The 21,716-nt window shown below is 69.2% G+C and carries 21 protein-coding genes; 14 read left to right on the top strand and 7 right to left on the bottom strand.

What is annotated here, in order from left to right; genetic code table 11:
• The first annotated feature begins 27 nt into the window (after nt 1-27).
• The 3 genes from ACFC14_RS16885 to ACFC14_RS16875 all read left to right on the top strand — a co-directional run bounded on the left by ACFC14_RS16885 (nt 28) and on the right by ACFC14_RS16875 (nt 2,739).
• Nucleotides 28-969, top strand: a complete 942-nt coding sequence (locus ACFC14_RS16885; RefSeq protein WP_376106913.1) for a LacI family DNA-binding transcriptional regulator — start codon at nt 28-30, stop codon at nt 967-969.
• An 87-nt stretch (nt 970-1,056) separates the two neighbouring features.
• The gene (locus ACFC14_RS16880; protein WP_376106910.1) at nt 1,057-2,163 is read left to right on the top strand and encodes an ATP-binding protein; all 1,107 of its coding nucleotides are present in this window, start codon (nt 1,057-1,059) and stop codon (nt 2,161-2,163) included.
• A gap of 33 nt (nt 2,164-2,196) precedes the next feature.
• Nucleotides 2,197-2,739 carry a hypothetical protein gene (locus ACFC14_RS16875; RefSeq protein WP_376106907.1) on the top strand — a complete coding sequence of 181 codons (543 nt, stop codon included), beginning with the start codon at nt 2,197-2,199 and terminating at the stop codon, nt 2,737-2,739.
• 108 nt (nt 2,740-2,847) lie between these two features.
• Here ACFC14_RS16875 and helR read toward each other — a convergent pair whose 3' ends face one another.
• The gene (gene helR, locus ACFC14_RS16870; RefSeq protein WP_376106905.1) at nt 2,848-4,980 is read right to left on the bottom strand and encodes an RNA polymerase recycling motor ATPase HelR; all 2,133 of its coding nucleotides are present in this window, start codon (nt 4,978-4,980) and stop codon (nt 2,848-2,850) included.
• Nucleotides 4,981-5,144: 164 nt separating this feature from the next.
• On the opposite strand from helR, the gene ACFC14_RS16865 reads away from it, so the two are divergent.
• Both ACFC14_RS16865 and ACFC14_RS16860 read left to right on the top strand, forming a co-directional pair.
• Nucleotides 5,145-5,729, top strand: a complete 585-nt coding sequence (locus ACFC14_RS16865) for an NADPH-dependent FMN reductase (RefSeq protein ID WP_376106902.1) — start codon at nt 5,145-5,147, stop codon at nt 5,727-5,729.
• A 277-nt stretch (nt 5,730-6,006) separates the two neighbouring features.
• Entirely contained in the window at nt 6,007-6,390 is a 384-nt protein-coding gene (locus ACFC14_RS16860) for a hypothetical protein (protein ID WP_376106899.1), read from the top strand.
• Nucleotides 6,391-6,403: 13 nt separating this feature from the next.
• Here ACFC14_RS16860 and ACFC14_RS16855 read toward each other — a convergent pair whose 3' ends face one another.
• The 3 genes from ACFC14_RS16855 to ACFC14_RS16845 are packed head-to-tail and all read right to left on the bottom strand — an operon-like array spanning nt 6,404 to nt 12,188.
• Nucleotides 6,404-9,871, bottom strand: a complete 3,468-nt coding sequence (locus ACFC14_RS16855; protein ID WP_376106896.1) for an error-prone DNA polymerase — start codon at nt 9,869-9,871, stop codon at nt 6,404-6,406.
• Nucleotides 9,871-11,409 (bottom strand): DNA polymerase Y family protein, encoded by a 1,539-nt coding sequence (locus ACFC14_RS16850; protein ID WP_376106893.1) that lies wholly within the window; start codon nt 11,407-11,409, stop codon nt 9,871-9,873. The genes ACFC14_RS16855 and ACFC14_RS16850 overlap by 1 nt, the downstream gene beginning before the upstream one ends.
• A complete protein-coding gene (locus ACFC14_RS16845; protein WP_376106890.1) occupies nt 11,406-12,188 on the bottom strand; it encodes a hypothetical protein in 783 nt (260 codons plus the stop codon). The genes ACFC14_RS16850 and ACFC14_RS16845 overlap by 4 nt, the downstream gene beginning before the upstream one ends.
• A gap of 133 nt (nt 12,189-12,321) precedes the next feature.
• Here ACFC14_RS16845 and ACFC14_RS16840 point away from each other — a divergent pair, with 133 nt between their 5' ends.
• The 6 genes from ACFC14_RS16840 to ACFC14_RS16815 all read left to right on the top strand — a co-directional run bounded on the left by ACFC14_RS16840 (nt 12,322) and on the right by ACFC14_RS16815 (nt 16,719).
• Nucleotides 12,322-12,792, top strand: coding sequence for a prepilin peptidase (locus ACFC14_RS16840; protein ID WP_376106887.1), 471 nt, complete (start codon nt 12,322-12,324; stop codon nt 12,790-12,792).
• Nucleotides 12,793-12,843: 51 nt separating this feature from the next.
• Nucleotides 12,844-13,059: a response regulator gene (locus tag ACFC14_RS16835; RefSeq protein ID WP_136042202.1), complete on the top strand. Its 216-nt coding sequence runs from the start codon at nt 12,844-12,846 to the stop codon at nt 13,057-13,059.
• A complete protein-coding gene (locus tag ACFC14_RS16830; protein ID WP_376106884.1) occupies nt 13,052-13,666 on the top strand; it encodes a CYTH domain-containing protein in 615 nt (204 codons plus the stop codon). Before ACFC14_RS16835 ends, ACFC14_RS16830 begins: the two co-directional genes overlap by 8 nt.
• Nucleotides 13,667-13,728: 62 nt before the next feature.
• A complete protein-coding gene (locus ACFC14_RS16825) occupies nt 13,729-14,889 on the top strand; it encodes a type III polyketide synthase (protein WP_376106881.1) in 1,161 nt (386 codons plus the stop codon).
• On the top strand, nt 14,886-15,611 hold the full coding sequence (locus ACFC14_RS16820; RefSeq protein WP_376106878.1) for a methyltransferase domain-containing protein: 726 nt from the start codon (nt 14,886-14,888) through the stop codon (nt 15,609-15,611). The genes ACFC14_RS16825 and ACFC14_RS16820 overlap by 4 nt, the downstream gene beginning before the upstream one ends.
• Nucleotides 15,598-16,719 (top strand): FAD-dependent oxidoreductase, encoded by a 1,122-nt coding sequence (locus ACFC14_RS16815; RefSeq protein WP_376106875.1) that lies wholly within the window; start codon nt 15,598-15,600, stop codon nt 16,717-16,719. The genes ACFC14_RS16820 and ACFC14_RS16815 overlap by 14 nt, the downstream gene beginning before the upstream one ends.
• Nucleotides 16,720-16,786: 67 nt before the next feature.
• Here the strand turns inward: ACFC14_RS16815 and lpdA are convergent, their stop codons facing one another.
• The gene (gene lpdA, locus ACFC14_RS16810) at nt 16,787-18,184 is read right to left on the bottom strand and encodes a dihydrolipoyl dehydrogenase (RefSeq protein WP_376106872.1); all 1,398 of its coding nucleotides are present in this window, start codon (nt 18,182-18,184) and stop codon (nt 16,787-16,789) included.
• Nucleotides 18,185-18,193: 9 nt separating this feature from the next.
• Nucleotides 18,194-18,844 (bottom strand): copper resistance protein CopC, encoded by a 651-nt coding sequence (locus tag ACFC14_RS16805; RefSeq protein ID WP_376106870.1) that lies wholly within the window; start codon nt 18,842-18,844, stop codon nt 18,194-18,196.
• 101 nt (nt 18,845-18,945) lie between these two features.
• On the opposite strand from ACFC14_RS16805, the gene ACFC14_RS16800 reads away from it, so the two are divergent.
• The 3 genes from ACFC14_RS16800 (at nt 18,946) to ACFC14_RS16790 (ending at nt 20,763) form a co-directional block, all read left to right on the top strand.
• Nucleotides 18,946-19,431: an FHA domain-containing protein gene (locus ACFC14_RS16800; RefSeq protein WP_029261538.1), complete on the top strand. Its 486-nt coding sequence runs from the start codon at nt 18,946-18,948 to the stop codon at nt 19,429-19,431.
• Nucleotides 19,431-20,117, top strand: coding sequence for a MerR family transcriptional regulator (locus ACFC14_RS16795; RefSeq protein ID WP_376106867.1), 687 nt, complete (start codon nt 19,431-19,433; stop codon nt 20,115-20,117). Before ACFC14_RS16800 ends, ACFC14_RS16795 begins: the two co-directional genes overlap by 1 nt.
• Nucleotides 20,118-20,217: 100 nt before the next feature.
• Nucleotides 20,218-20,763 carry a MerR family transcriptional regulator gene (locus ACFC14_RS16790; protein WP_136042194.1) on the top strand — a complete coding sequence of 182 codons (546 nt, stop codon included), beginning with the start codon at nt 20,218-20,220 and terminating at the stop codon, nt 20,761-20,763.
• A gap of 73 nt (nt 20,764-20,836) precedes the next feature.
• Here ACFC14_RS16790 and ACFC14_RS16785 read toward each other — a convergent pair whose 3' ends face one another.
• Nucleotides 20,837-21,649, bottom strand: a complete 813-nt coding sequence (locus ACFC14_RS16785; RefSeq protein ID WP_029261541.1) for a ParA family protein — start codon at nt 21,647-21,649, stop codon at nt 20,837-20,839.
• Nucleotides 21,650-21,716 lie beyond the last annotated feature (67 nt).

Here is a 21,716-nt window from a genome sequence, read left to right as displayed (position 1 = left end):
GGCGATGTGGCAGCGACACTGACGGACGTGGCACGGCGCGCCGGCGTCTCCATCGCCACGGCATCCCGCGCATTCGGTGAGCCCGACAGGCTCGCGCCGACGACGCGCGAGCGCGTGCTCGAGGCCGCGGTCGAACTGGGCTATGCCAACACGCAGACGGGAACAGCCACCCGCACGTTCGGCGTCGTCGTGCCCGATGTGGCCAACCCCGTGTACGGCATGCTGCTCAAAGCCATCCAGGGGCAGGCATGGCACGGACGCCACCGCATCGTGCTCTTCGATGCCGACGAAGACCGTCGTCGGGAACACGAGCAGATCGAGCAGGCCCGCAAACTCGACGGGATGCTGCTGTGCTCCCCGCGACTGCCCGACGCCGACGTGCTCGACCTGGTCGGCGACGCTCCGGTGGTCGTCGTCAACCGCCAGATCGACGGCATCGCCTGCGTGCTCATGGACACCGAGCACGGGCCCGCCCAGGCGATCGAGCACCTCGTCGCGCTCGGGCACGAGCACATCGCGTACGCCTCGGGGCCGCGCGGCTCGTGGGCCGACGTTCGCCGTTTCGAGACGATCGCTGCCGCGTGTGAGCGCCACGGGACCCGGCTGACCCGTCTGAGCCATCAAGCGGCTTCGATCCAGGGTGGCCGGGCCGCTGCGGCTCTCGCCGCCGCCAGCGGTGCCACGGCGGTGATCGCCTACAACGACCTCGTCGCCCTCGGCGTCGAGGCGGGGATGTCCGAACTGGGACGGCACTGCCCGTCGGACATCAGCATCGTCGGTATCGACGACATCGATCTCGCCGGAGCGGTCACCCCCGGGCTGACCACCGTGCGCATGCCCATCGAACGCTGCGGCGCGCTGGCGGTCGATCTTCTCCTGAAGACGATTTCGGGCACGGTTCTCGGAGACATCCCACCTCTTTCCTCCGAACTGATCGTGCGCGCCTCCACCGCGGCCCCCCGCCGCTGAGGCATTCACCGCGAAGCTGGCGCCCCCGCGCGGGATCGAGGAAGATGTCGATCATCGCACCGACACCTCGAAAGGGCGCACACCAGGATGACGAACCTCACGATCGGGACTGCACTCGGCGACGCGGAAGCCCGCGTCCACCTCGACGCGCGGCGTTTCAACCGGCACACCTTCTGGGTCGGTCAGAGCGGGAGCGGCAAAACCTACGCGCTCGGCGTGGTGCTGGAGCAGCTGCTGCTTGAGACCGAGCTGCCGCTTCTCATCCTCGACCCGAACGGCGACTTCACGCGGTTGCGCGAGACCCGGGCCACGGCGAACGAGGCGGATGCGTCGCGGCTCGCCGAGGCCGACATGCGGGTGTTCCGTTCGGGGGCGGGCGACGGGGACCGACTGCACGTGCGCTTCGTCGACCTGGCGCCCTCATCGAAGGCGGCCGTCCTGCGGATGGATCCCATCGCCGACGCCGAGGAGTACAACGCCCTGATCCATGTCGAGCAGGAAGCCGAGAGCTTCGATGCGCGGGACATGCTGCCCGACCTGCGCGCGTCGAACGACCCCGCCCGGGTCGGACTCGCGAACCGGATGGAGAACCTGCAGGTCCTGGACTGGGAGCTGTGGTCGCGCGGAGCAGCATCCGTCGTGGATGTCATCGATGAGCGCCCACGCGCCACGGTCCTCGACCTCGGCGGCTTCGAGCATCCGGCGGAGCCGAAGGTCGCCGCACTCGCGGTGCTCGAACATCTCTGGGCGCGACGCGAAGAGCGGCGTCCCGTGCTGATCGTCATCGATGAGGCCCACAACCTCTGCCCGCCGAATCCGGAGACCGCGGTCGAGCGGGCGCTCACGCAGCAGTTGGTGCAGATCGCCGCCGAAGGGCGCAAGTTCGGACTCTGGCTTCTGCTCTCCACCCAGCGACCGACGAAGATCCATCCCAACGTCCTCTCGCAGTGCGACAACCTGGCGTTGATGCGGGTGAACGCCCCACGGGATCTCGCCGAGCTCGCCGACGTGTTCGGCTTCGCCTCGGAGGAGGCGATCCGGCGATCCGCGACGTTCGTGCAGGGGCAGGCGCTGTTCGGGGGCGGTTTCATCGCGGAGCCGACCTTCGTGCAGATGGGTGCACGGATCACCGAGGAGGCCGGCGGCGACGTGAAGGTTCCGCTGCGATCGGGAGATGATGGGAGCTCGGTGTAGCGCTGGCACGACGGAACAGGAGCCGTAGCGGGTATGAACGGGCAGAGAACGGCGGCCGATGACGGGATCCTGCGCGTGCACCTGGCCTTGCGCTCGGGATTCGGCACCGAGGCCGCCGTCTACGGCACGATCCTGGTCAGCGGTTTGGTGGCCGTGTCCTCGGCGCACGGGGAGACATCGCTGGTGGTTCTCATCACGGTCGCCGTCACCGTTCTGGTTTTCTGGGGTGCGCATGTCTATGCCGGCACCGTGGCGCGGGTCAGTGATCGCGATGAACGGGAGCAGGGTGAGCACGTGGGCGTCCGTGCGGCGTTCGCGGCATCGGTGAAGCACTCCCTCGGAATGCTCAGCTCGGCGACAGTGCCTGCGGTGTTCCTGCTGGCGGGCACGACCCGCATCATGCCGGACGGCCTCGCGAACGATCTCGCTCTCTGGTCGGGCGTCGTCATCCTCGCCTTTCTCGGTTACGTCGCCTTCCTCCGGCGGGGGAGCTCGCTTCTCGTGCGCATTCTCGGAGCCCTGGGTACAGCGTCCTTCGGGCTCGTCTTCGTGGTGCTCAAGGCGCTCGTGCACTGAACGTGCGTCGTCGCCCCGGGCGCATGGGCCGCTGAAGCTCATCCGAAGCCCCGCTGAGTCTGCGCAGGTCCGGAGTCGTTGCACCGACTGCGGCAAGACCTGCTCATTTCACCGCAGGATGACCAGCTCACGAGTGGTCCTGGTCATGGCGACATAGCGGTCGACCGCGCCCGTCACGCCGTCACCGAACTGCTCGGGCCGCACGAGGGCGACCAGGTCGAACTCGAGTCCCTTCGTGCCCTCGGGGGTCAATGACCGCACCCGCTCCCTGGGCGCGAAGCCCGGGTCCCCGATCACACAGGCCACGCCGTCGGGATGCGCATCGAGCCAGGCGCCGAGCACGTCCGGAAGCGATGCGGCATCGCCGAACCGCACGGGAACCCCGCTCTCACGCACCGACGTCGGCACGTTGGCGTCCGGGATCGCCGCGAGCACGAGGGGCGCCGCCGTCGCCATCACCTCCGCAGGTGTCCGATAGTTCACCCCGAGGTGGGTGATCCGCACGTCGCGCAGACCGATGCGCGTGAGCCTCTCCTCCCAGGTCTCGGTGAATCCGTGCCGCGCCTGTGCGCGGTCGCCGACGACCGTGAAGCTGCGCGAGGGGCAGCGGGCGACGAGCATCCGCCACTCGGCGTCCGTCAGCTCCTGCGCTTCGTCGACGACGATGTGCCCGAAGGGGCCGGCCAGCTCGTCGGGGGTGAGCGCCGGTGGGGCGTCGACACCGAGCAGCACGTTCCGCGCGTCCTGCCCGCGCAGGATCGACATCACCTTCATCTCGCTGTCGTCGTCTTCGATCAGGTGGTCGACCACGTGGGAGATCTGTTCCTGCGCCGACGCGATCACCGCCTGGCGACGGTGCTCCTCGCGCACGGAATCCGGGTCGCCGATGCGGCGCCGTGCCGCATCCAGGAACGGAAGGTCCGCCGCGGTCCATGGCGCCGATTCGTCCCTGTGCAGCAGTGCGATGTCGTCCGCGGAGAGCTGAGGCGCGCACCTCCGCAGCAGATCGGGCGAGTTCCACATCCGCGCCACGACGGTGGTCGGGGACAGCAGCGGCCAGGCGCGCACGAACGTCCCGGTGAGGTCGTCGTCCTGGCGGAGCCAGCGCCGGATCGCGTGCGGCGGCACCTCCTCATCGCCGACCTGGTCGACGAGGAGTTCCACGATCTCCTCCCAGACCTCGTCGCGAGCCTCGTTGTGCGATGCCGCGGGATCGGCGGCGGCGAACACCTCGGTCCACTCCTCACGGCTCAGCCAGAGATCGGCCCAGGGCGATTCCAGACGCATGGCGTGCTGCGGCGGGCGCTCGAAAGACCGGGCCGCAACGTCCAGCATCGCGTCAGGAGAGAGCGAGGCTTTCACCGCGGAGACTCGCGGATCCGGCTCCTCGACGGCGGTCGCGCCCTCGGGCACCAGATCGCGCAGGGTGCACAGTCGCACGGTGTCCTCGCCGAGACTCGGCAGCACGTCATCCACGTAGGCGAGATAGTGCGCGTTCGGTCCGACCAGCAGCATGCCCCCGGCGCTCTGGGTCAGGCGTGGCTCCGCGTACAGCAGCTGCGCGGCCCGGTGGAGGGCCACGACCGTCTTTCCCGTGCCCGGACCGCCGTCCACGACGAGCGTGCCGGGGGAGGGTGTGCGGATGATGGCATCCTGGTCGGCCTGGATCGTCGCGAGCACGTCCCGCATCCGTGATGTGCGGTGGGTGCCGAGGCTGGCGATGAAAGCGGACTGGTCATCGAGGGAGGCCGCCCCGTCGAACCCCGCCGGGGTGAGCGCCTCGTCCCAGTAGTCGCTGATACGAGCGTCTGTCCACCGGTACCGACGACGCGAGACGATGCCGCGAGGATCCTCCATGGTCGCGGCGAAGTAGGGCTCCGCCGCCGGAGTCCGCCAGTCGACGAGCAGCCGGGTGCCGTCTGCCGCAGCCAGACCCGTCCGGCCGATGTAGATCGGGTCGCCCTCGGTCGGCGTCATCCTGCCCAGGCAGATGTCGAGGCCGAAGCGTTCCAGAATCCGGAGCCTCCCGCTCAGGCGACGGATCTCCAGATCGCGGTCCACGGCGCTGTCGCCGAATCCCGCACGCTGTCGGCGCACCTCGGTGAGGCGTCGGGTGGCCTCGGTGCGCTGTTCCTCCAAGGTGTCGGCGATCCGCCCGAGGTGCTCGCGGTCGGCGTCGAGGAGGGCAGGGGTGGCTTTCGCGCGCAGATTCTCGGGCAGGTCGAAGGGATCGAAACGCATGGGTCTCCTTCACGCGCGAGGGCCGGATCGCACGAGCGAGGGTCGATTCTGCCGCATGGAGGGGGCCTTGCGGCAAGCCCCCATCCCGGAGATATCCTGGAAATGGAAGGACGCGGGGATCACGCTGACGCACTCGACCGACTGCGCTCCCTGCGGAGCACACCATGACGCATCGCATCGGATATCTCATCGGAAGTCTCGCGCAGGACTCGATCAACCGGACTCTCGCGAAAGCGCTCGTGGGGTTGGCGCCGTCCAGCCTGGAGCTCGTCGAGATCCCGATCAGGGACCTCCCGCTCTACAACCGCGATGACGAGCTCGATCCTGTCGCTGCGGTGAGCGACTTCAAGCGCGCCGTCGAGGGTTCCGAGGGGCTGCTGCTGGTATCACCCGAGTACAACCGCTCCATCCCCGGGGCGCTGAAGAACGCGATCGACTGGGGTTCGCGCCCCTGGGGCCACAATTCCTTCGCCCGCAAGCCCACCGGCATCATCGGCGCGTCCACCGGAGCCATCGGTACGGCCGTCATGCAGTCGTCGATGCGCAGCGTCCTGAGCTTCCTCAACGCTCCGCAGCTGAACGCCCCGGAGGCGTACATCACGTTCGATCCCGAGGCCTTTGGCGCGGATGGCGAGGTGAAGGATGCCGGCACGCGGGAGTTCCTCCAGCACTACATGAACGAGTACGCCGCTTTCGTCGAGCGGGTGCTGTCCCTCACCGCACCGGGCCACGTGGGGGATCAGGGCTAGTCGGTAGCAGCGCTCGACGGGGGTATGCCCTCCCGAACGATCCGCCCCAGACGGTACCGCCGAGAGGGCTGACCGTCCTTCCCGGACGGTTGGGGAGGCGGCGAAGTTATCGCTGCGCTCTCGGCTGATCTCCCCAGATCTCAGCCTGTAGCCCCCGCTACGTGAGCAGAGTACCGCTTAATCGCCTTGTCCGCCATTTGGGGGACAAATAAATTTACGAATGTTGCGCATCCCGGTCTCCTGTTGTCTTCCTGGCGACGATGTTTAGGGTGGACTCATGGACAGAATGCTCGTTCTCACCGCTCAGGTCGCCATCGCCCACGGCCACCGGGTCGAGGTGACCGAGCAGGTCGATCCGGTCTCCGATGAACCCGTGGTCCTCGCCCTCGTCGACCTCGACAGCGGCATCCGGTACCGCCGCGCAGAGGAGCCGAGCGGTGACATCTCGCGCTGGATCGGCCGGGTGCTGGAGTGCACGGTGACCATCGGAGGACCCCGAGCGCACACCACCCTGCTGGTCGACCCCATCGGGCCCGGAGCGACGGGCGCCAAACGTGCCCTCCGCGGGGCCGACGCGGCCGCCGACGCCGCGAAGGCGGAAGCCGACCGATGGGGTGGCGCCGATCGGCCCCCGGTGGAGGAGCCCGAGCGCTTCTGGTGAGTCGTGGCCGCCGTCAGCGGAAGTCCCTGGACCGGTGCGTGAGCCCGGTGCGCAGATCCTCGAAACCGTCGGCGAGCACATTGACCACTCCCTCGGCCGACCGCTCCAAGATGCCGCGGATGATGAGCGCCGGTGATTCCCGGGCGACGCGACGGTAACGGTTCCAGACTCCGGCCGAGCAGACGATGTTCACCAGTCCGCTCTCGTCCTCGAGGTTGACGAAGGTGATCCCGGATGCGGTCGCCGGCCGCTGGCGATGGGTCACGAGGCCGGCGACCTCGATGCGGCGACCGGCCTCGTGGCCCTGCAGATCGGCGGCGGTGAGCACCCCGCGGGTGCGCAGTGCCTCCCGGAAGTGCGCCATCGGATGATCATCGGTCGACACCCCGGTCGCCCAGAGATCCGCCGAGAGCCGCTCGTAGCTGGTCTGATCGGCGAACAGGGGTGGTTGCACAGCGACGGTAGTCCCCGGAAGGAAGCGGGAGCGGTCGTCCGCTGCGGCGCCGGCGAGCCAGATGGCCTCTCGGCGCTCCAGGCCCAGGCAGTCGAAGGCGCCGGCGGTGGCGAGTGCCTCCAGCTGTGCGGCGGTGGCATCCGTCCGGCGCACCAGATCGTGCAGGTCACGGTAACGCCCGTGCGCCTCGCGCTCGGCGACGATCCTCTCCGCCATCGGCACCCCGATCCCGCGGATGCCGCTGAGCCCGAGCCGCACCGCGGATCCGCCGTCCCGCCGATGTGCCGCGGACTCGTCGGGGGCCTCCCTGTCGAAGCGGAGGGTGGGCGGTTGCGGGTCGTCGAGGCAGTCCTCCCGGCCGGTCGGCCCTGGTGAGGACGCGCCCTGGTCGAGAGGCTCCAGCATCTCCGTCGCCCCCGAGACGTGCAGATCGGGGCGGCGGACCTCCACCCCGTGCCGTCGGGCATCCGCGGTGAGCGTCGCCGCGGAGTAGAAGCCCATCGGCTGCGAGCGCAACAGTCCGGCGAGGAACGCTGCGGGGTAGTGCAGTTTCAACCAGGAGCTGGCGTAGACGAGCAGGGCGAACGACAGGGAGTGCGACTCCGCGAAGCCGAAGTTCGAGAATGCCTGGATCTGGGCGTAGATGCGATCGGCCGCCTCGTCGGTGAGCCCGCGTCTGGCCATGCCGGCGTAGAGCTTGTCCCTGACCTTCTCGATCTTCTCCAGGCCGCGTTTCGACCCCATCGCCCGGCGCAGCAGGTCGGCCTCGTCTGCCGTGCAGTCGCCGATGGCCGTCGCCATCTGGATGAGCTGCTCCTGGAAGATCGGGATGCCCAGCGTGCGCTGGAGGATGTCCTCCAGATCGCTGTGCGGGTAGGGGATCGTGAAGTCCATGGGCTTCTCGCCCCGGGCCAGGCGCTCCCGGTTCTCCTCGTCGACACGGTCCTTCGCCATCTTGCGTCGCACGAAGGGGTGCACGGCCCCTCCCTGGATGGGGCCGGGCCGGATGAGCGCGATCTGGATGGCGAGGTCGTAGAAGCAGCGGGGCTGAAGGCGGGGGAGCAGGCCGATCTGCGCGCGGGACTCCACCTGGAAGACCCCGATCGAATCCGCTCGGCAGAGCATGTCGTACACCCCCGGCTCCTCCTTGGGGATGCGCTCGAGCGTCCATTCCTCGCCGGTGTTCTCCCGGATCAGGTCGAAGCAGTGCTGCAGGGCGGCGAGCATCCCGAGACCCAGCAGGTCGAACTTCACCAGGCCCATGAAGGCGGAGTCGTCCTTATCCCACTGGATGACGGTGCGGTTCTCCATGCGGGCATGCTCCACCGGCACGACTTCGCCGACCGGGCGCGCGGTGAGCACCATGCCGCCGGAGTGGATGCCGAGGTGGCGGGGCGCCTTCAGCAGCTCCCCGGCGTAGGCGAGCACGTTCTCCGGGATGTCATGACCCTCGACGGGCTCGAGCCCCACGCCCCAGCCGTCGACCTGGCGGGACCAGGCATCCTGCTGTCCGGGGGAATGACCGAGCGCCCTCGCCATGTCGCGCACCGCGTTCTTCGGCCGGTACTGGATGACGTTCGCCACCTGGGCCGCGCGCTCCCTCCCGTACTCCCGGTACACCCACTGGATGATCTCCTCACGACGGTCGGAGTCGAAGTCCACGTCGATGTCCGGCTCCTCCGTCCGCGTCGTCGCCAGGAACCTCTCGAAGGGGAGGCGGTAGAGGATCGGGTCGACCGCGGTGATCCCGAGCAGGTAGCAGACCGCGCTCGCCGCGGCCGATCCCCGACCCTGGCAGAGGATGCCGCGTCTGCGCGCCTCGGCGACGATGCCGTGCACGATCAGGAAGTACCCCGGGAAGTCCTTCTCCTCGATCACATCCAGCTCGCGTTCGATGCGGCGGTGACCGACGTCGTCCAGCCGGGGGTACTTCGACGGCACGGCCTCCCAGACCAGGTGACGCAGCCAGCTCATCGGCGTGTGCCCCTCCGGGACCTCCTGCTGGGGGAGCGCCGGTCGGGCGAGGCGCAGCGGGAAGGCGGATGCCGCCGCCAGCTCGAGCCCGTACGAGATCGCTCCGGGGTAGCGCTGGAAGCGCGCGGACATCTCGGCGCCGCTGCGCAGATGTGCGCCGCCGTGTGAAGGCAGCCAGCCGTCGAGCTCATCCATGCTGCGCACCGCGCGGACCGCGGCCACCGCCTCGGCGAGGGGTGCCTGTGCGGGGGTGGCGTAGTGCACGTTGTTGGTCGCGACCACCGGCAGCCGCATCCGACGGGCGTGATCGGCGAGGGCGTCGTTGCGGCGGGTGTCCAGCGGATCTCCGTGGTCGAAGAGCTCGACGGCGACGTGGTCGGCTCCGAACAGGTCGATGAGGGAGCGCAGCGGAGTGGCCGCGTCTCCGGCCTCGAGCCCGCGGCGCACCGCACCCTTGCGGCATCCGGTCAGGATCGTCCAGTGCCCGCCCGCGCGCGCCGCGAGGTCGTCGAGGTCGTACACGGGACGCCCCTTCTCTCCGCCACGAAGCTGCGCCGCGGAGATCGCGCCCGAGAGCCGGTGGTAGCCCTCCATCCCGCGGGCGAGGACGAGCAGGTGCTCGCCCGCGGGATCGGCGGAGCCTCGTTGCGGTGCGGGCAGGTCGAGTGACAGCTCGGCCCCGAACACGGTCTGCAGCGGGCTCTCCATGAGGTCGGCGACCTCGGCGAAGCGTGCGGCACCGTAGAAGCCGTCGTGGTCGGTGAGGGCGAGCGCGGTCAGGCCGAGGCGGTCGGCCTCGGCGAGGAGATCCTCCGGGGAGGAGGCGCCGTCGAGGAACGAGTACGAGGAATGGGCGTGCAGCTCGGCATAGGGGACCGCATCCTCGGGGCGCGCGGTGGCGGTGGGAGGAGTGCGCTTGCGGCGCCGACTCACCGGTCCGGGATCCGTCCGCTGGCCGCGCGGTTCGGCGCCGGGAGGGGCCGGGGGCGACTCCTCGCCGCTGAGGGTGCGCTCCAGGTCGTTCCAGGAGAGTGGCGGGTTGTGCCAGCCCATCAGCGATACCTCCCCTCGACCCACCAGCGCTCGCCGGTGTGGAAGACCAGCCAGGCACGGTCGCGATCGTCGACGATCTGCAGTCGGTGCCCACGTTTGCCGCCGCCGGATGCCCAGCGGCGCTCGTGGACGGGCCAGGGGCCGGCCCACGCCTGCACGGTCGCCCCGTCGATGCGGGCGGGATCGCTCGAGAGCGCCCCGCGCTCGTCGATGGTGATCGTGGTCTCGTCTGCCGCCAGCACCCCGATCGGACGCGGGGGGCGGAACACCTCTGCCGGGAGCGGATCTGGCAGGCTCCCCGGCCAGGGCGATTCCGGGTCGCGAGGGGCGACCGTGCGCTCACCCCAGGGCGTCAGCACCTGGCGATCGGCGAGCCACCGGCCGCCGGATACCGCGGCGGTGAGCACGCCCTGATGCCCCAGCATGGTCTGCACGCGGGAGACCGCGTGGTGCAGGCGCTCGTCGGTGCCGGATCCGAAGAGACCCGGCTGGTGATGGGCGGCGTCGTCCACGGCGGCGGGGACGATGCGCACCGCCATGATGCCGCCGAACGCCCGTGCCTCATCGACCGGTTCCTTCGCTGACTGCGCGGCCAGGGCCTCCAGCTGCCAGCGCACCCGGTCCACGAGGTCGGTGGCATCGAAGCAGGTCGGATGCAGCCAGGGTCGGGAGAAGACCACGCCGTTGTCGTCGGTGAGATCGATCCGCACCTCCGTGCACACGACCGAGGCGTCACCGAGCGCGAGCATGACCGCATCCGCCGTCTGCCGCACCGCGAAGGCGACCTGATCCGCTCCGCCCAACGGCGAGTCGAACTCGATGTTCCGAACGAGTTCCGGGTCGGGGGGACGCGGTGTCAGCGGGCGGGAGTCGGCGCCGGCGGCGAGCGCGTGCAGGCGCGCACCGTGTTCGCCGAAGCGGTCGCGCACGTCGAGCGGGGCGAGCGCGGTGAACTCGCCGAGGGTGCGCACTCCGAGGCGGACGAGGAGGCCGGCGATCTGCTCGTCGCGCAGCACCTGCACAGGGAAGGGGGCGAGGAACTCGCGGGATCCGCCGGGCGGCACGACCGTGCAGGGTGTGGGCCCCCGCGCGGCGATCTCGGCGGTGAACGGGCCGTCCGCCACTCCGATGCGCACCTCGGGGAAGCCGGCCTCCGCGAGGACGGCGATGAGCGCCTCGGCCGCTTCCGCCTCTCCGCCGTGATAGCGGGAGATGCCCCGGGCGCGGACGATCGCGAGTCCTGGTCGCAGCAAGGTGACCCCGGGGGCCTGCTTCTCTATGAGGTGCAGCACGGGGAGGAAGGCGCGCTCGTCGCGGTCGGGGTCGTGGGGGAGCACGCGCAGCGAGGAGAGGTGGCCCTGGGCGACGCGGCGGCGCTGACCGGTGCGCACGCCGTGCTCTCGGGCGGAGGCGGTGCAGGCGACGATCGTGTTCGCCTGCACCAGGGCGGTGGGCAGGTGCGGAGGCGGGCTGCCGAGCGCGGCCCGCAGGGGCCAGTCGGGAAACCACAGCACGAGCACGCGGAGCGGACTGTTCATCCGGCTTCCGCCCATCGCAGGAGCTCCGGTGGAGCGGCCTCTCCCTGGCCGGCGATGGCAGGGGAGAGGGAAGGCAGCGCGGTGAGCTCGGTCGCGACGGTCTCGACGGCGCCGTGGACTCCCGGCAGCCGCACGTGCACGCTCGACGGGCGAGAGGTGTGCCGGGTCTGCGCGGTCACGGTCACGGTGCAGTCGGAGAGCAGTCCCCAGCCGGCGCCGAGACCGTGCCAGTGCGGGTCGTGAAGGCGTATCGTCCCCTCGCTCTGCGGCCAGCGTCCGGTGCCGGGCGTCTCGGTGACCAGGAGCGTGCATCCGCGATCGCGCAGACGTGCACTCAGACGGGAGACGTCGGCATCCCGCGCCCGTGTGGCGGGGTGCACGACGATCAGGGGCACGACCTCGGCCAGCGCGGAGGTCGCCGCGAGCCAGCGCTCTCCCGGGTCGGGGACGAGGATCAGCCGGGCGAGATCGATGCCGAATGCGGCTGCCGCTTCGACGCCCAGCGTCGGCATGCCGACGACGGCGCACCAGTGCCCCTTCTGCGATGCGGCACTGAGCAGTGCGAGCACCAGGCTCGGCGAGGGGGAGACGGTGTAGGAGGTTCCGGTCTGCAGCCCTTCCTCGGGAAGGAGTGCCGAGAAGGCGGGGTCGAGGGGGATCAGCGTATGCTCGCTTCGCCGGCGCTGCATCCGGCTGATCTCACGGCGCAGTCGCAGCACTTCTCCCGCGCGGGAGTCGCTCCCCGGAGAGAGCGAGGCGATTGCATCGAGCCCGAGCACCCTGCATCCTTTCTCGAAGATATATTCTAATATACCAAGTCGTGTGGATAACGATAGTTCGTACATCGGACATCGGCCGAAGTTCTCCACAGGCCCCCGGGCCCCGGGTCCGCGAATCTCCTAACCTGCGCCTATGGACCCGCGACTCGCACTCATCTCGCTCGTGCACATCATGCTGGCGGGCATCGGCGGATGGCTGATCGTGATCGACGCGCGCACCCACCGCCTCCCCAATCGCATCGTGCTGCCGACGCTCGCCGTGCTGATCGTGCTCGCAGCTCTCGACGCCCTGGTCACAGGGCAGGGCATCGCGTTCCTCCGCGCCCTCCTCGGCATGGTGATCCTGGGCGGCTTCTACGCCGTGCTGCGCGGGATCAGTCGTGCGGGGATGGGCGGCGGCGACGTGAAACTCGCCGCGGTCATCGGGTTCGTGCTGGGCTGGCACGGCTGGCAGTCGCTCGCGATCGGCGCCGCTTCGGCCTTCGTGCTCGGGGCACTGTACGCACTCGTGCTCATCCTCCTGCGCCGAGCGGACGGTGCCACCCGCATCGCCTTCGGTCCGTGGATGATCGCGGGTGCTCTCCTCGGTGTCGTCCTGGGCTGAATCCGTCGGGTCTCGCACGGATAGTCCGATGTCGGGGCTACCCTGAAGCACATGGCACTTGCACGGCTTCACGGCGGCCCGCTCGACGGGCAGATCATCCCCCTCGGCGACGCGGACGACAAGCTGATCGTCCCCTACAGCGAGACGCAGGTGGTGTACAACCGCCGCAGCGAACCGCAGAACACCGGCCCGACCGATGGGCCGACCGAGGTCGACTACTGGTTCGAAGAGTCTCTCGAGGATCTCACTCTCAACGACGATGACTGAACCGTCCCGCACGGTCGAGGTCGAGCGCAAGTACGACGTCGACGGCGAGACCCCGCTGCCGGTCTGGGAAGCGATTCCCGGGGTCGACGCCGTCACCTCCGGGGAGGCCCGGGCGCTCGACGCGAAGTACTTCGACACCGCCGACGGAGATCTCGGCCGTGCCGGGGTGGCGCTGCGCCGTCGCACCGGCGGTCCGGACGAGGGCTGGCATGTGAAGGGACCGAGACAGGGCGACGGCCGTCTCGAACTCGGCTGGCCGCTCGGTGAGGGCGATGCGCTGCCCGAGGCCGTGGCCGAGACCGTGTCCGCATGGACGACCGCTCCGCTCACCCCGCTCGCCCGCATCCGGAACGACCGCACCGCCTACCTCCTCACGGGCCCAGCCGGGGTCGTGGCCGAGTTCGTCGACGACCGGGTGCAGGCGACGGATCTCCGGGGCGGAGTGCAGCGCGAGTGGCGGGAGTGGGAGATGGAGCTCGGCCCCGCAGCTCCGGCCGACGACGAGGCGCGCGCCGCCTTCTTCGATGCGGTGGAGCGTGCCGTCCTGGCCGTGGGAGGCCGGGAATCGGCATCCGGTTCCAAGCTCGCCCGCGCCCTCGGCTTCTAGTCAGACGCAGGACCGAACGCAACCCCTTCCCCCGGGGCGACACCGCATGCTTGAGTGACAGCATGAGTCGACCGCCTGTGCTCCGATCGCTGCAGACGATCGTCCCCGACACCGTTCTCGTCCAGGAGCAGGTGCGCGACGTCTTCGCCCAGCAGCCCGACCTCGGGCGTTTGGCACAGCGGATCGTCACGACATCGTTCAACGTCTCAGGCATCGACCGGCGCCACACCGTGATCGACGAGCTGTCACTCGAATCCGACGTGGCCGAGCCCGTCTTCTTCGACCGGCGTTCCGGCGAGCTGCTGGCCCCGGGCACCAAGGCACGCAACGACATCTACACCCGCGAGGCTGCGAAGCTCTTCGTCGACGTCGCACGGAAGGCTCTGGATGCCGACCCCGAGATCGGCCCGGAGGATGTGACGCACGTCATCACGGTTTCCTGCACCGGGTTCCACGCTCCTGGCCCGGAGTACGAGATCGTGCGCGCACTCGGGCTGTCCGACGCCGTTCAGCGGTTCCATCTCGGGTTCATGGGCTGCTACGCGTCCATGCCGGCGCTGCGGGCGGCGAGTCAGTTCTGCATCGCCGACGAGAACGCGGTGGTCCTGGTCGTCAGCGTCGAACTCTGCACTCTGCATCTGCGCTCCTCGGAGAACCCCGACACGATCGTCGCCTCCTCCCTGTTCGCCGACGGCGCCGCGGCCGGCATCGTCACGGCCCGGGACCTTGCGTCGGCCTCACCCGCCCTGCGGTTGGACCGCTTCCACACGGCCATCGCGCCGGAGGGCGAGAAGGACATGGCCTGGACGATCGGCGACAGCGGTTTCGAGATGATCCTCTCCACCGCCGTTCCGCAGATCATCGGGGAGACCATCATCGGCGCCCTCCGGCCGCTGTACTCCGCTGATGCGGAGATGGCCGAGGCCTTCGAGGTGGGGCGGGTGGGGGAGAAGGTCGAGCACTGGGCGATCCACCCCGGCGGCCGCAGCATCCTGGACCGAGTGCAGGAGCGGATGCATCTCAGCGATGCGCAGCTGCACCCCGCCCGCGAAGTCCTGCGCGAGAACGGCAACATGTCCAGTGCGACCGTGCTCTTCGTGCTCAAGCGCATCCTGGAGGAGGAAGAGGCTGCAGCGGGCGAACGCGTCGCCGCGATGGCCTTCGGCCCGGGGTTGACGGCCGAGAGCGCGCTGTTCACCGTCGTCGCTCCCTCTGCCTCGTGAGGCCAGTCTTGGCGGTCAGGGACGTCGACACCCCTGAGCTGATGGACGACCCGCACGCCGATGCGCGGATGCTCGCACGGACCTACGGACGTTTCGGCTTCGTGAATGCGCTGGTCTCCCGTCCTGGCACGCTCTATCGTCGCGACATCCGGCCGCGCGCGGAGCGGTCGGGGCGACTGCGCATCCTCGATGTCGGAGCCGGCGGGGGAGACCTCTGCCGCCTGCTCGCCGGGCGGCTGCGTCACGATGGGCTCGACGCCGAGATCACCGCTCTCGACGCCGACGAGCGCGCGATCCGATGGGCCTCGGCGCACGACCGCGGGGCCGGCATCCGCTACCGACGCGCGCTGACCTCCGAGCTGGTCGACGCCGGCGACACCTACGACGTCGTGCTGTCCAACCACGTGCTGCACCACCTGGACGAGGGCGAGCTCCAGACGGTGATCAGTGACTCGGTGCGACTCGTCGCGCCGAACGGGCTGGTGTCCCACCACGACATCGCCCGGAGCCGGGTCGCTCACGTGCTGTTCGCCGCCGCGACCTGGCCGATCTCTCGAACCCTCCTCGCCGATTCGTTCATCCGCGAGGACGGACTCATCAGCATCCGACGCTCGTACACGGCCGCCGAGCTCACGGCGATCGCTCCGACCGGGTGGACCGTCCGCGGGGGGCTGCCCTCACGACTGGAACTGCGGTGGGAGGAAGGCAGTGCCCGATCATGACGTGCTGATCGTGGGAGCGGGGCCCGTCGGTCTGCTCCTGGCGTGCTTGCTGTTGCAGGACGGGTTGCGGGTGGTGGTCTGCGAGCGGCAGCCGGATGCCGACGATCGGACCAGAGCGATCGGCATCCACCGGCCGGGGCTGGATGCTCTCGATGCGATCGGGATCGGGACGGATGTCCGATCCGAAGCGCTGCGGCTCGACGGCGGAGAGGTGCGCAGCCGCCGACGGACACTCGCGACGCTGACCTTCGCGCCGGACCGTCCCGTCCTGATCCTCCCGCAGCCGCGGACGAGCGCGCTGCTCCGAGCCCGCGTGCAGGCTCTCTCGCCGGATGCGTTGATCTCCGGATGCACCGTGCGGGCCCTCCGGCAGAACGCGGACGCCGTGCTGGTGGCGGCGGAGACCGCTGGAGGCCCCCGCGAGTACACGGCGTCGATGGTGGTCGTCGCCGATGGCGTGCGGAGCCGTCTCCGCGGGGATCTCGACGTCGGGTGGCGACGTCGTGCCGGGCGTGCCTCGTACTCGATGATCGACATCGACGACCCCGGAGCGGGGGACCGTGCGGTGCTGCACTGCGAACCCGCGGGTCTCGTCGAGTCGTTTCCGCTCCCCGGCGGACGCAGGCGGTGGGTGGTCCGCCACGGCGCGGGAGACGACCTGCACCACGCCGATGCCTTCCGTACGGCGATCGAGGCGCGCACCGGGCTCGGCATCGAGCTCCCGCCCGACGCGGAGCCGACCTCCTTCGTCGCCGCGCAGCACCGAGCGACACGGCTGACCAGGGGCCGGGTCGTGCTCCTCGGGGATGCCGCGCATGAGATCAGTCCGATCGGCGGGCAGGGGATGAACCTGGGCTGGGTGGACGCTCGCCGTCTCGCGTCCGAACTCGTGCGGTCGCTGCCGCATCGGATGCCGGAGCTGGCGAAGTTCGAGTGGCACGTGCTGCGCTCCGCCTCGCGCGCACAGCGTCGCTCGGCGTTCTACATGTCGATGGGTGCTCCGGTGCCGATGCCCGTGGTCCGCGGAAGGGAGCTGCTGATGCGCGCGCTCGGCGCGCCGCCGGTCCGGGGCTGGACGGCCGGGCTCCTCACGATGCGCGGACTCTGACGCTCGTGCCGCTGACGCACGAAGGCCCGGTCCGCATTGCGCGGGACCGGGCCTTCGGGAGGGTGGATCAGAAGTTGATCATGTGGCCGGCGAGGCCGTGGAAGCCCTCCTGCAGCGCCTCCGACAGTGTCGGGTGCGTGTGCACGTTGCGGGCCAATTCGAGCGCCGTGAGGTCCCACTTCTGGGCCAGCGTGAGCTCCGGCAGCAGCTCGGACACGTCCGGGCCGATCATGTGGGCGCCGATGAGCTCGAGGTGCTCGGCGTCAGCGATCAGCTTGACGAAGCCGACCGGCTCGCCCAGGCCGTGCGCCTTGCCGTTCGCCATGAACGGGAACGTCGCGACCTTGATCTCGCGTCCCTCATCCTTGGCCTGCTGCTCGGTGAGACCGAACGAGGCGACCTGCGGCGAGCAGAACGTCGCGCGCGGCATCATCCGGTAGTCGCCCAGCGTCTGCGTCTCGGCGCCGCCGATGGTCTCGGCCGCGACCACGCCCTGCGCCTCGGCCACGTGGGCGAGCTGCAGCTTGGCGGTCACGTCGCCGATGGCGTAGATGCCCTCGACGTTGGTGCGCATGTGGTCGTCGATGTCGATCGCGCCGCGCTCGGTGAGCTTGACACCGGTCGCCTCGAGTCCGAAGCCCTCGATGTTCGGGGCGAAGCCGACCGACATGAGGACCTTGTCGGCCTCGATCGACGACTGCTGCCCGTCCTTGCCGGTGTAGGAGACGGTCACGGACGAGCCGTTGTCGACGACCGACTCGACCTTGGTGGAGGTGAGGATGTCGACGCCGTAGTTCTTGTACTGCTTCGTGATCTCCTTCGATACGTCTGCATCCTCGTTGGGGAGTGCGCGGTCGAGGAACTCGATGATCGTGACCTTGACGCCGTAGTTCGTCATCACGTAGGCGAACTCCATGCCGATGGCACCGGCGCCGACGATGACGATGGACTTCGGGAGCTCACGGCTGAGGATCTGCTCCTCGTAGGTCACGACGTTGTCGCTGAGCTGCACTCCGGGGAGCAGGCGGACCTTGGATCCGGTCGCGATGATGGCGTTGTCGAAGGTGACCTCTTCGGTGGTGCCGTCGGCCTTGGCGACCGAGATCGCCTTCGGACCGGTGAAGGTGCCGCGACCGTCGTACTCGGTCACCTTGTTCTTCTTCATCAGGAAGTGGATGCCCTTGACGCGCCCGTCGGCCACGACACGGCTGCGGTCGAACGCCTTGCCGTAGTCGATCGTGAACTCACCCGAGATGCCGAAGAACTCGGCCTTGTGGTTGAGCGTGTGTGCGAGCTCCGCGTTCTTCAGAAGAGCCTTGGAGGGGATGCAGCCGACGTTGAGGCAGACACCGCCCCAGTACTTCTCCTCGATGATGGCGGTGGAGAGACCGAGCTGCGCGCTGCGAACCGCAGCGACGTATCCGCCAGGACCTGCACCAAGGATGACGACGTCGTAGTGTGGCATGCCTTAAGCCTATCGTTCCGTCGGGGCGTCGGAACCGGACGCGGAACCGCCCCGGCGACGGCTCAGGACGATCCAGATGACCACGCCGGCGACCACCAGGACAGCGACGATCGCAAGCACCCAGACCCACGGGGATCCGTCCGTGGTGTCGTCGGAATCCGCTGCCGGGGTCGTGGTCGCCTCGGGGGCTGCGGTCTGCTCGGCCGTCGGCGCCGCGGTGGTGGGGGCGGCAGTGGGTTCCTCGGTCGGTGTCGCGTCGTCTCCGACGGTCACGGTGAAGGAGTACTCGCCGGAGGTGGGGTGGCCGTCGCTGGAGACGACCTTCCAGATGACGTGATAGTCGCCGGCGGGACCCGAGCCCCGCAGCGGCTGCGTCACGATCGCGCCGTCGACCGTCGCTGCGCCATCGGAGACCGAGGAGCCGTCGGGGGCGGTGACGACGACCTCGGTCGCGCCCTCGCCGTCGATGAGCTTCGCGCTGAAGGTGAGCGTCAGCTCTTCCGGCACGGTCTCGACCGACTCATCGGCGGCCGGAGACGACGATACGAGCGCGTCGTGCGCGGAGGCGGAGACCGGGGAGAAGAGAACGAGGAACGCGGCGAGCAGTGTCACGGCGAGGGTGATCGGGGCGGCCGGATGGCGCAGAGCTTTGATCTTCACGAGTCCACCCTATGAATCCGCGGTATGTGATGGCTGAGTATGCAAGCTGCCTCCCGCGAGCGCCTCGGCATCCGTTAGTCTGGAAAACCAAGGAGGGCACTGTGACTGACAGCGACAGCCGACCGGCCGGAGAAGCCGCGATCCACCGTTCCGGTGAGCAGAGACACGACGTGACGCAGACGTTCGGGCACGATTCCGACCTGTCTTTCGTGCCGTTCGGAGTGGAACTCACCGACGTGGAGCAGAGCGCGATCAGCGCCCTGCCCGCAGGATCGGCGTTGCTGCTGGTCCGTTCCGGCGCTCTCGCCGGTGCACGCTACCTCCTCGACACCGACGTGACCACGGTCGGCCGTCACCCCGAGGCCGACATCTTCTTCGACGACGTCACCGTGTCCCGTCGTCACGCGGAGATCACCCGCACCGGGTCGACGTTCGAGATCATCGACCAGCGCTCGCTCAACGGAACGTACGTCAACGGGGAGCGCGTCGACCGCAGCCCGCTGGTCGACGGCTCCGAACTGCGTGTCGGCAAGTTCCGCCTGAACTTCTTCGCCTCCCCTCGCGATCGCGCGGCGGCGAACGACTGATGGCGGCTACTCCCGCCCGCGAACGTTCCGCGTCCGCGGGCTTGCTGAGCATCGGCCAGGTCCTCGCTCGGCTCACACCGGAGTTCCCCGACCTCACGTCCAGCAAACTGCGCTTCCTCGAGGTGCAGGGCATCGTCAGTCCTTCTCGCACCGATTCCGGCTACCGCAAGTTCTCCGCGGCGGACATCGAGCGACTGCGTCTCGGACTCACCCTTCAGCGCGACCACTACCTTCCGTTGAGCGTGATCCGCGAGCAGCTCGACGAGGTCGATGCCGGCGGGGAAGCCGCTCCGCTCGCTCCGCCGCCCTCGATCACGCCGGCGCCACGCCGATATCGACGCGATGAGCTGCTGGCCGCGGCCGGCGCGGGTCCGCAGCTGCTCAACGACGCGATCAGCACGGGCGTCATCGTCGCGCAGGAGAGCTACCCGGAGGCGACGGTCACGCTGCTGCGCGGTCTCGTCGCCCTCGACCGCCACGGCATCGAGCCCCGGCACCTGCGCTCGCTGCGTCAGGGAGCAGACCGCGAGGTCGCGCTCATCGAATCGGCGATGTCCGCGTTGCTGCGTCGGACGGATGCGCCGTCGCGGGCCAAGGCCAGTGAACTGGCGCCGGAATTGGCCGCGCGGATCGACGAAGTGCGCTCGCTCTTCGTGAAGGACGCGTTGTCGCGCGTGCTTTCGTAACGAACTGGTTGCGACACACCTTCGCGGTCCCGCGGATGTGATTGCCGGTGCCCAGGCACTGCTCTACCGTGGAAGATAACCGTTCCAGGGAGGATTTCAGATGAATGCGGATGAGCTCGCAGCAGACCCGCGGTTCGTACCCGAACTCCTCTTCACGGACGGTCTTCCGGCCATGGACGACGAGGTCGGCTACCGCGGTGCGGTCGCCGCTCGCGCAGCCGGCATCACCTACCGTCAGCTGGACTATTGGGCGCGCACCGAGCTGGTGGAACCCACCGTTCGCGGAGCGAGCGGCTCCGGTTCGCAGCGTCTGTACGGCTTCCGCGACATCCTCGTGCTCAAGCTCGTGAAGAGCCTTCTCGACACGGGCATCTCCCTGCAGCAGATCCGCACCGCCGTGGAAGAGCTGCGACGCGCGGGTATCCGCGATCTCGCCGGCACGACCCTCATGAGCGATGGCGCGTCGGTCTATCTGTGCACCTCGAACGACGAGGTCATCGACCTCGTGAGCCGAGGCCAGGGTGTCTTCGGCATCGCGGTCGGCAAGGTCCTCCGCGAGGTGGAGTCGACGCTCGTCGCGTTCGACGCGACCGCTCCGGATCCGGTCGACGAACTCTCGGCCCGCCGCACCAAGCGCTCCGCCTAGATCGCACGTCTCGTCATACAGAAAACGGCCGTCCTCGATGAGGATGGCCGTTTCGCTGTGCGCGTGGCGGGTGTCAGCTCTGCGGACCGCTCTCGGGAACGGCGATCCGTCCGGTGCGGATGATGCGATCGAGGAGCGAATCGAAATCGGCGGCGAGCTCCTGTGCGGAATCACCGGGCCAGATGTGCAGCGGCTTGGCGGCACCCTGCGCCTGCTGCAGGGAGGTGCGCTCCGGGAGCTGCGGGGAGAGCACGAGGGGGCCGAACATGTCGCGCAGCTCCTTGATGCGGAACTGGTGCTCGATGGACTGCGGACGCACGCGGTTCACGACGATGCCGAGCGGCTGCAGCCGGGGAGAGAGGCCACGACGGATCTCCTCGATGGCGCGAAGGGCACGGTCGGCCGCGGCGACCGAGAAGAGACCGGGCTCTGTGACGACCATGACGCGATCACTCGCGGCCCAGGCCGTGCGGGTGAGGGCGTTCAGCGACGGTGCGCAGTCGACGAGCACGAGGTCGTAGTCGGCCTCGACAGAGGCGAGCGCTTCCTCGAGCTTCCAGACATCTCGGACGCTCGGGTGCGGTCCGTCGAAGTTGATCGCGGAGGGGCTTCCGATCAGCACGTCGATGGTGCCGGGGTGGACCTTCGCCCAGCCGCTGGAGGTGATCGCCTGCCGGACCACCTTCTCTTTCGGATTGGCCAGGACGTCGGCGATGTTGAGTCGTCCGGCAACCTGGATGTCCATCCCGGTGGAGACGTCGGACTGCGGATCGAGGTCGACGACGAGAGTCCGGACTCCCCGAGCGAAAGCCGCTGAGGCCAGCCCGAGTGTCACGGTCGTCTTGCCGACGCCTCCCTTGAGAGAGCTGACGCTGAGTACGTGCACGGACACCACGTTACCTTCCCCTAGGCTGAGGGAACACTCAGCCCCGCCCCATGCGCATCGAAAACGC

The sequence above is a fragment of the Microbacterium sp. NPDC055988 genome (assembly GCF_042269505.1).
In the GTDB taxonomy this organism is placed as follows: domain Bacteria; phylum Actinomycetota; class Actinomycetes; order Actinomycetales; family Microbacteriaceae; genus Microbacterium.
The sequence above is the reverse complement of the archived record's forward strand: the minus strand, read 5'-3'. Positions and strand labels throughout refer to the sequence as shown.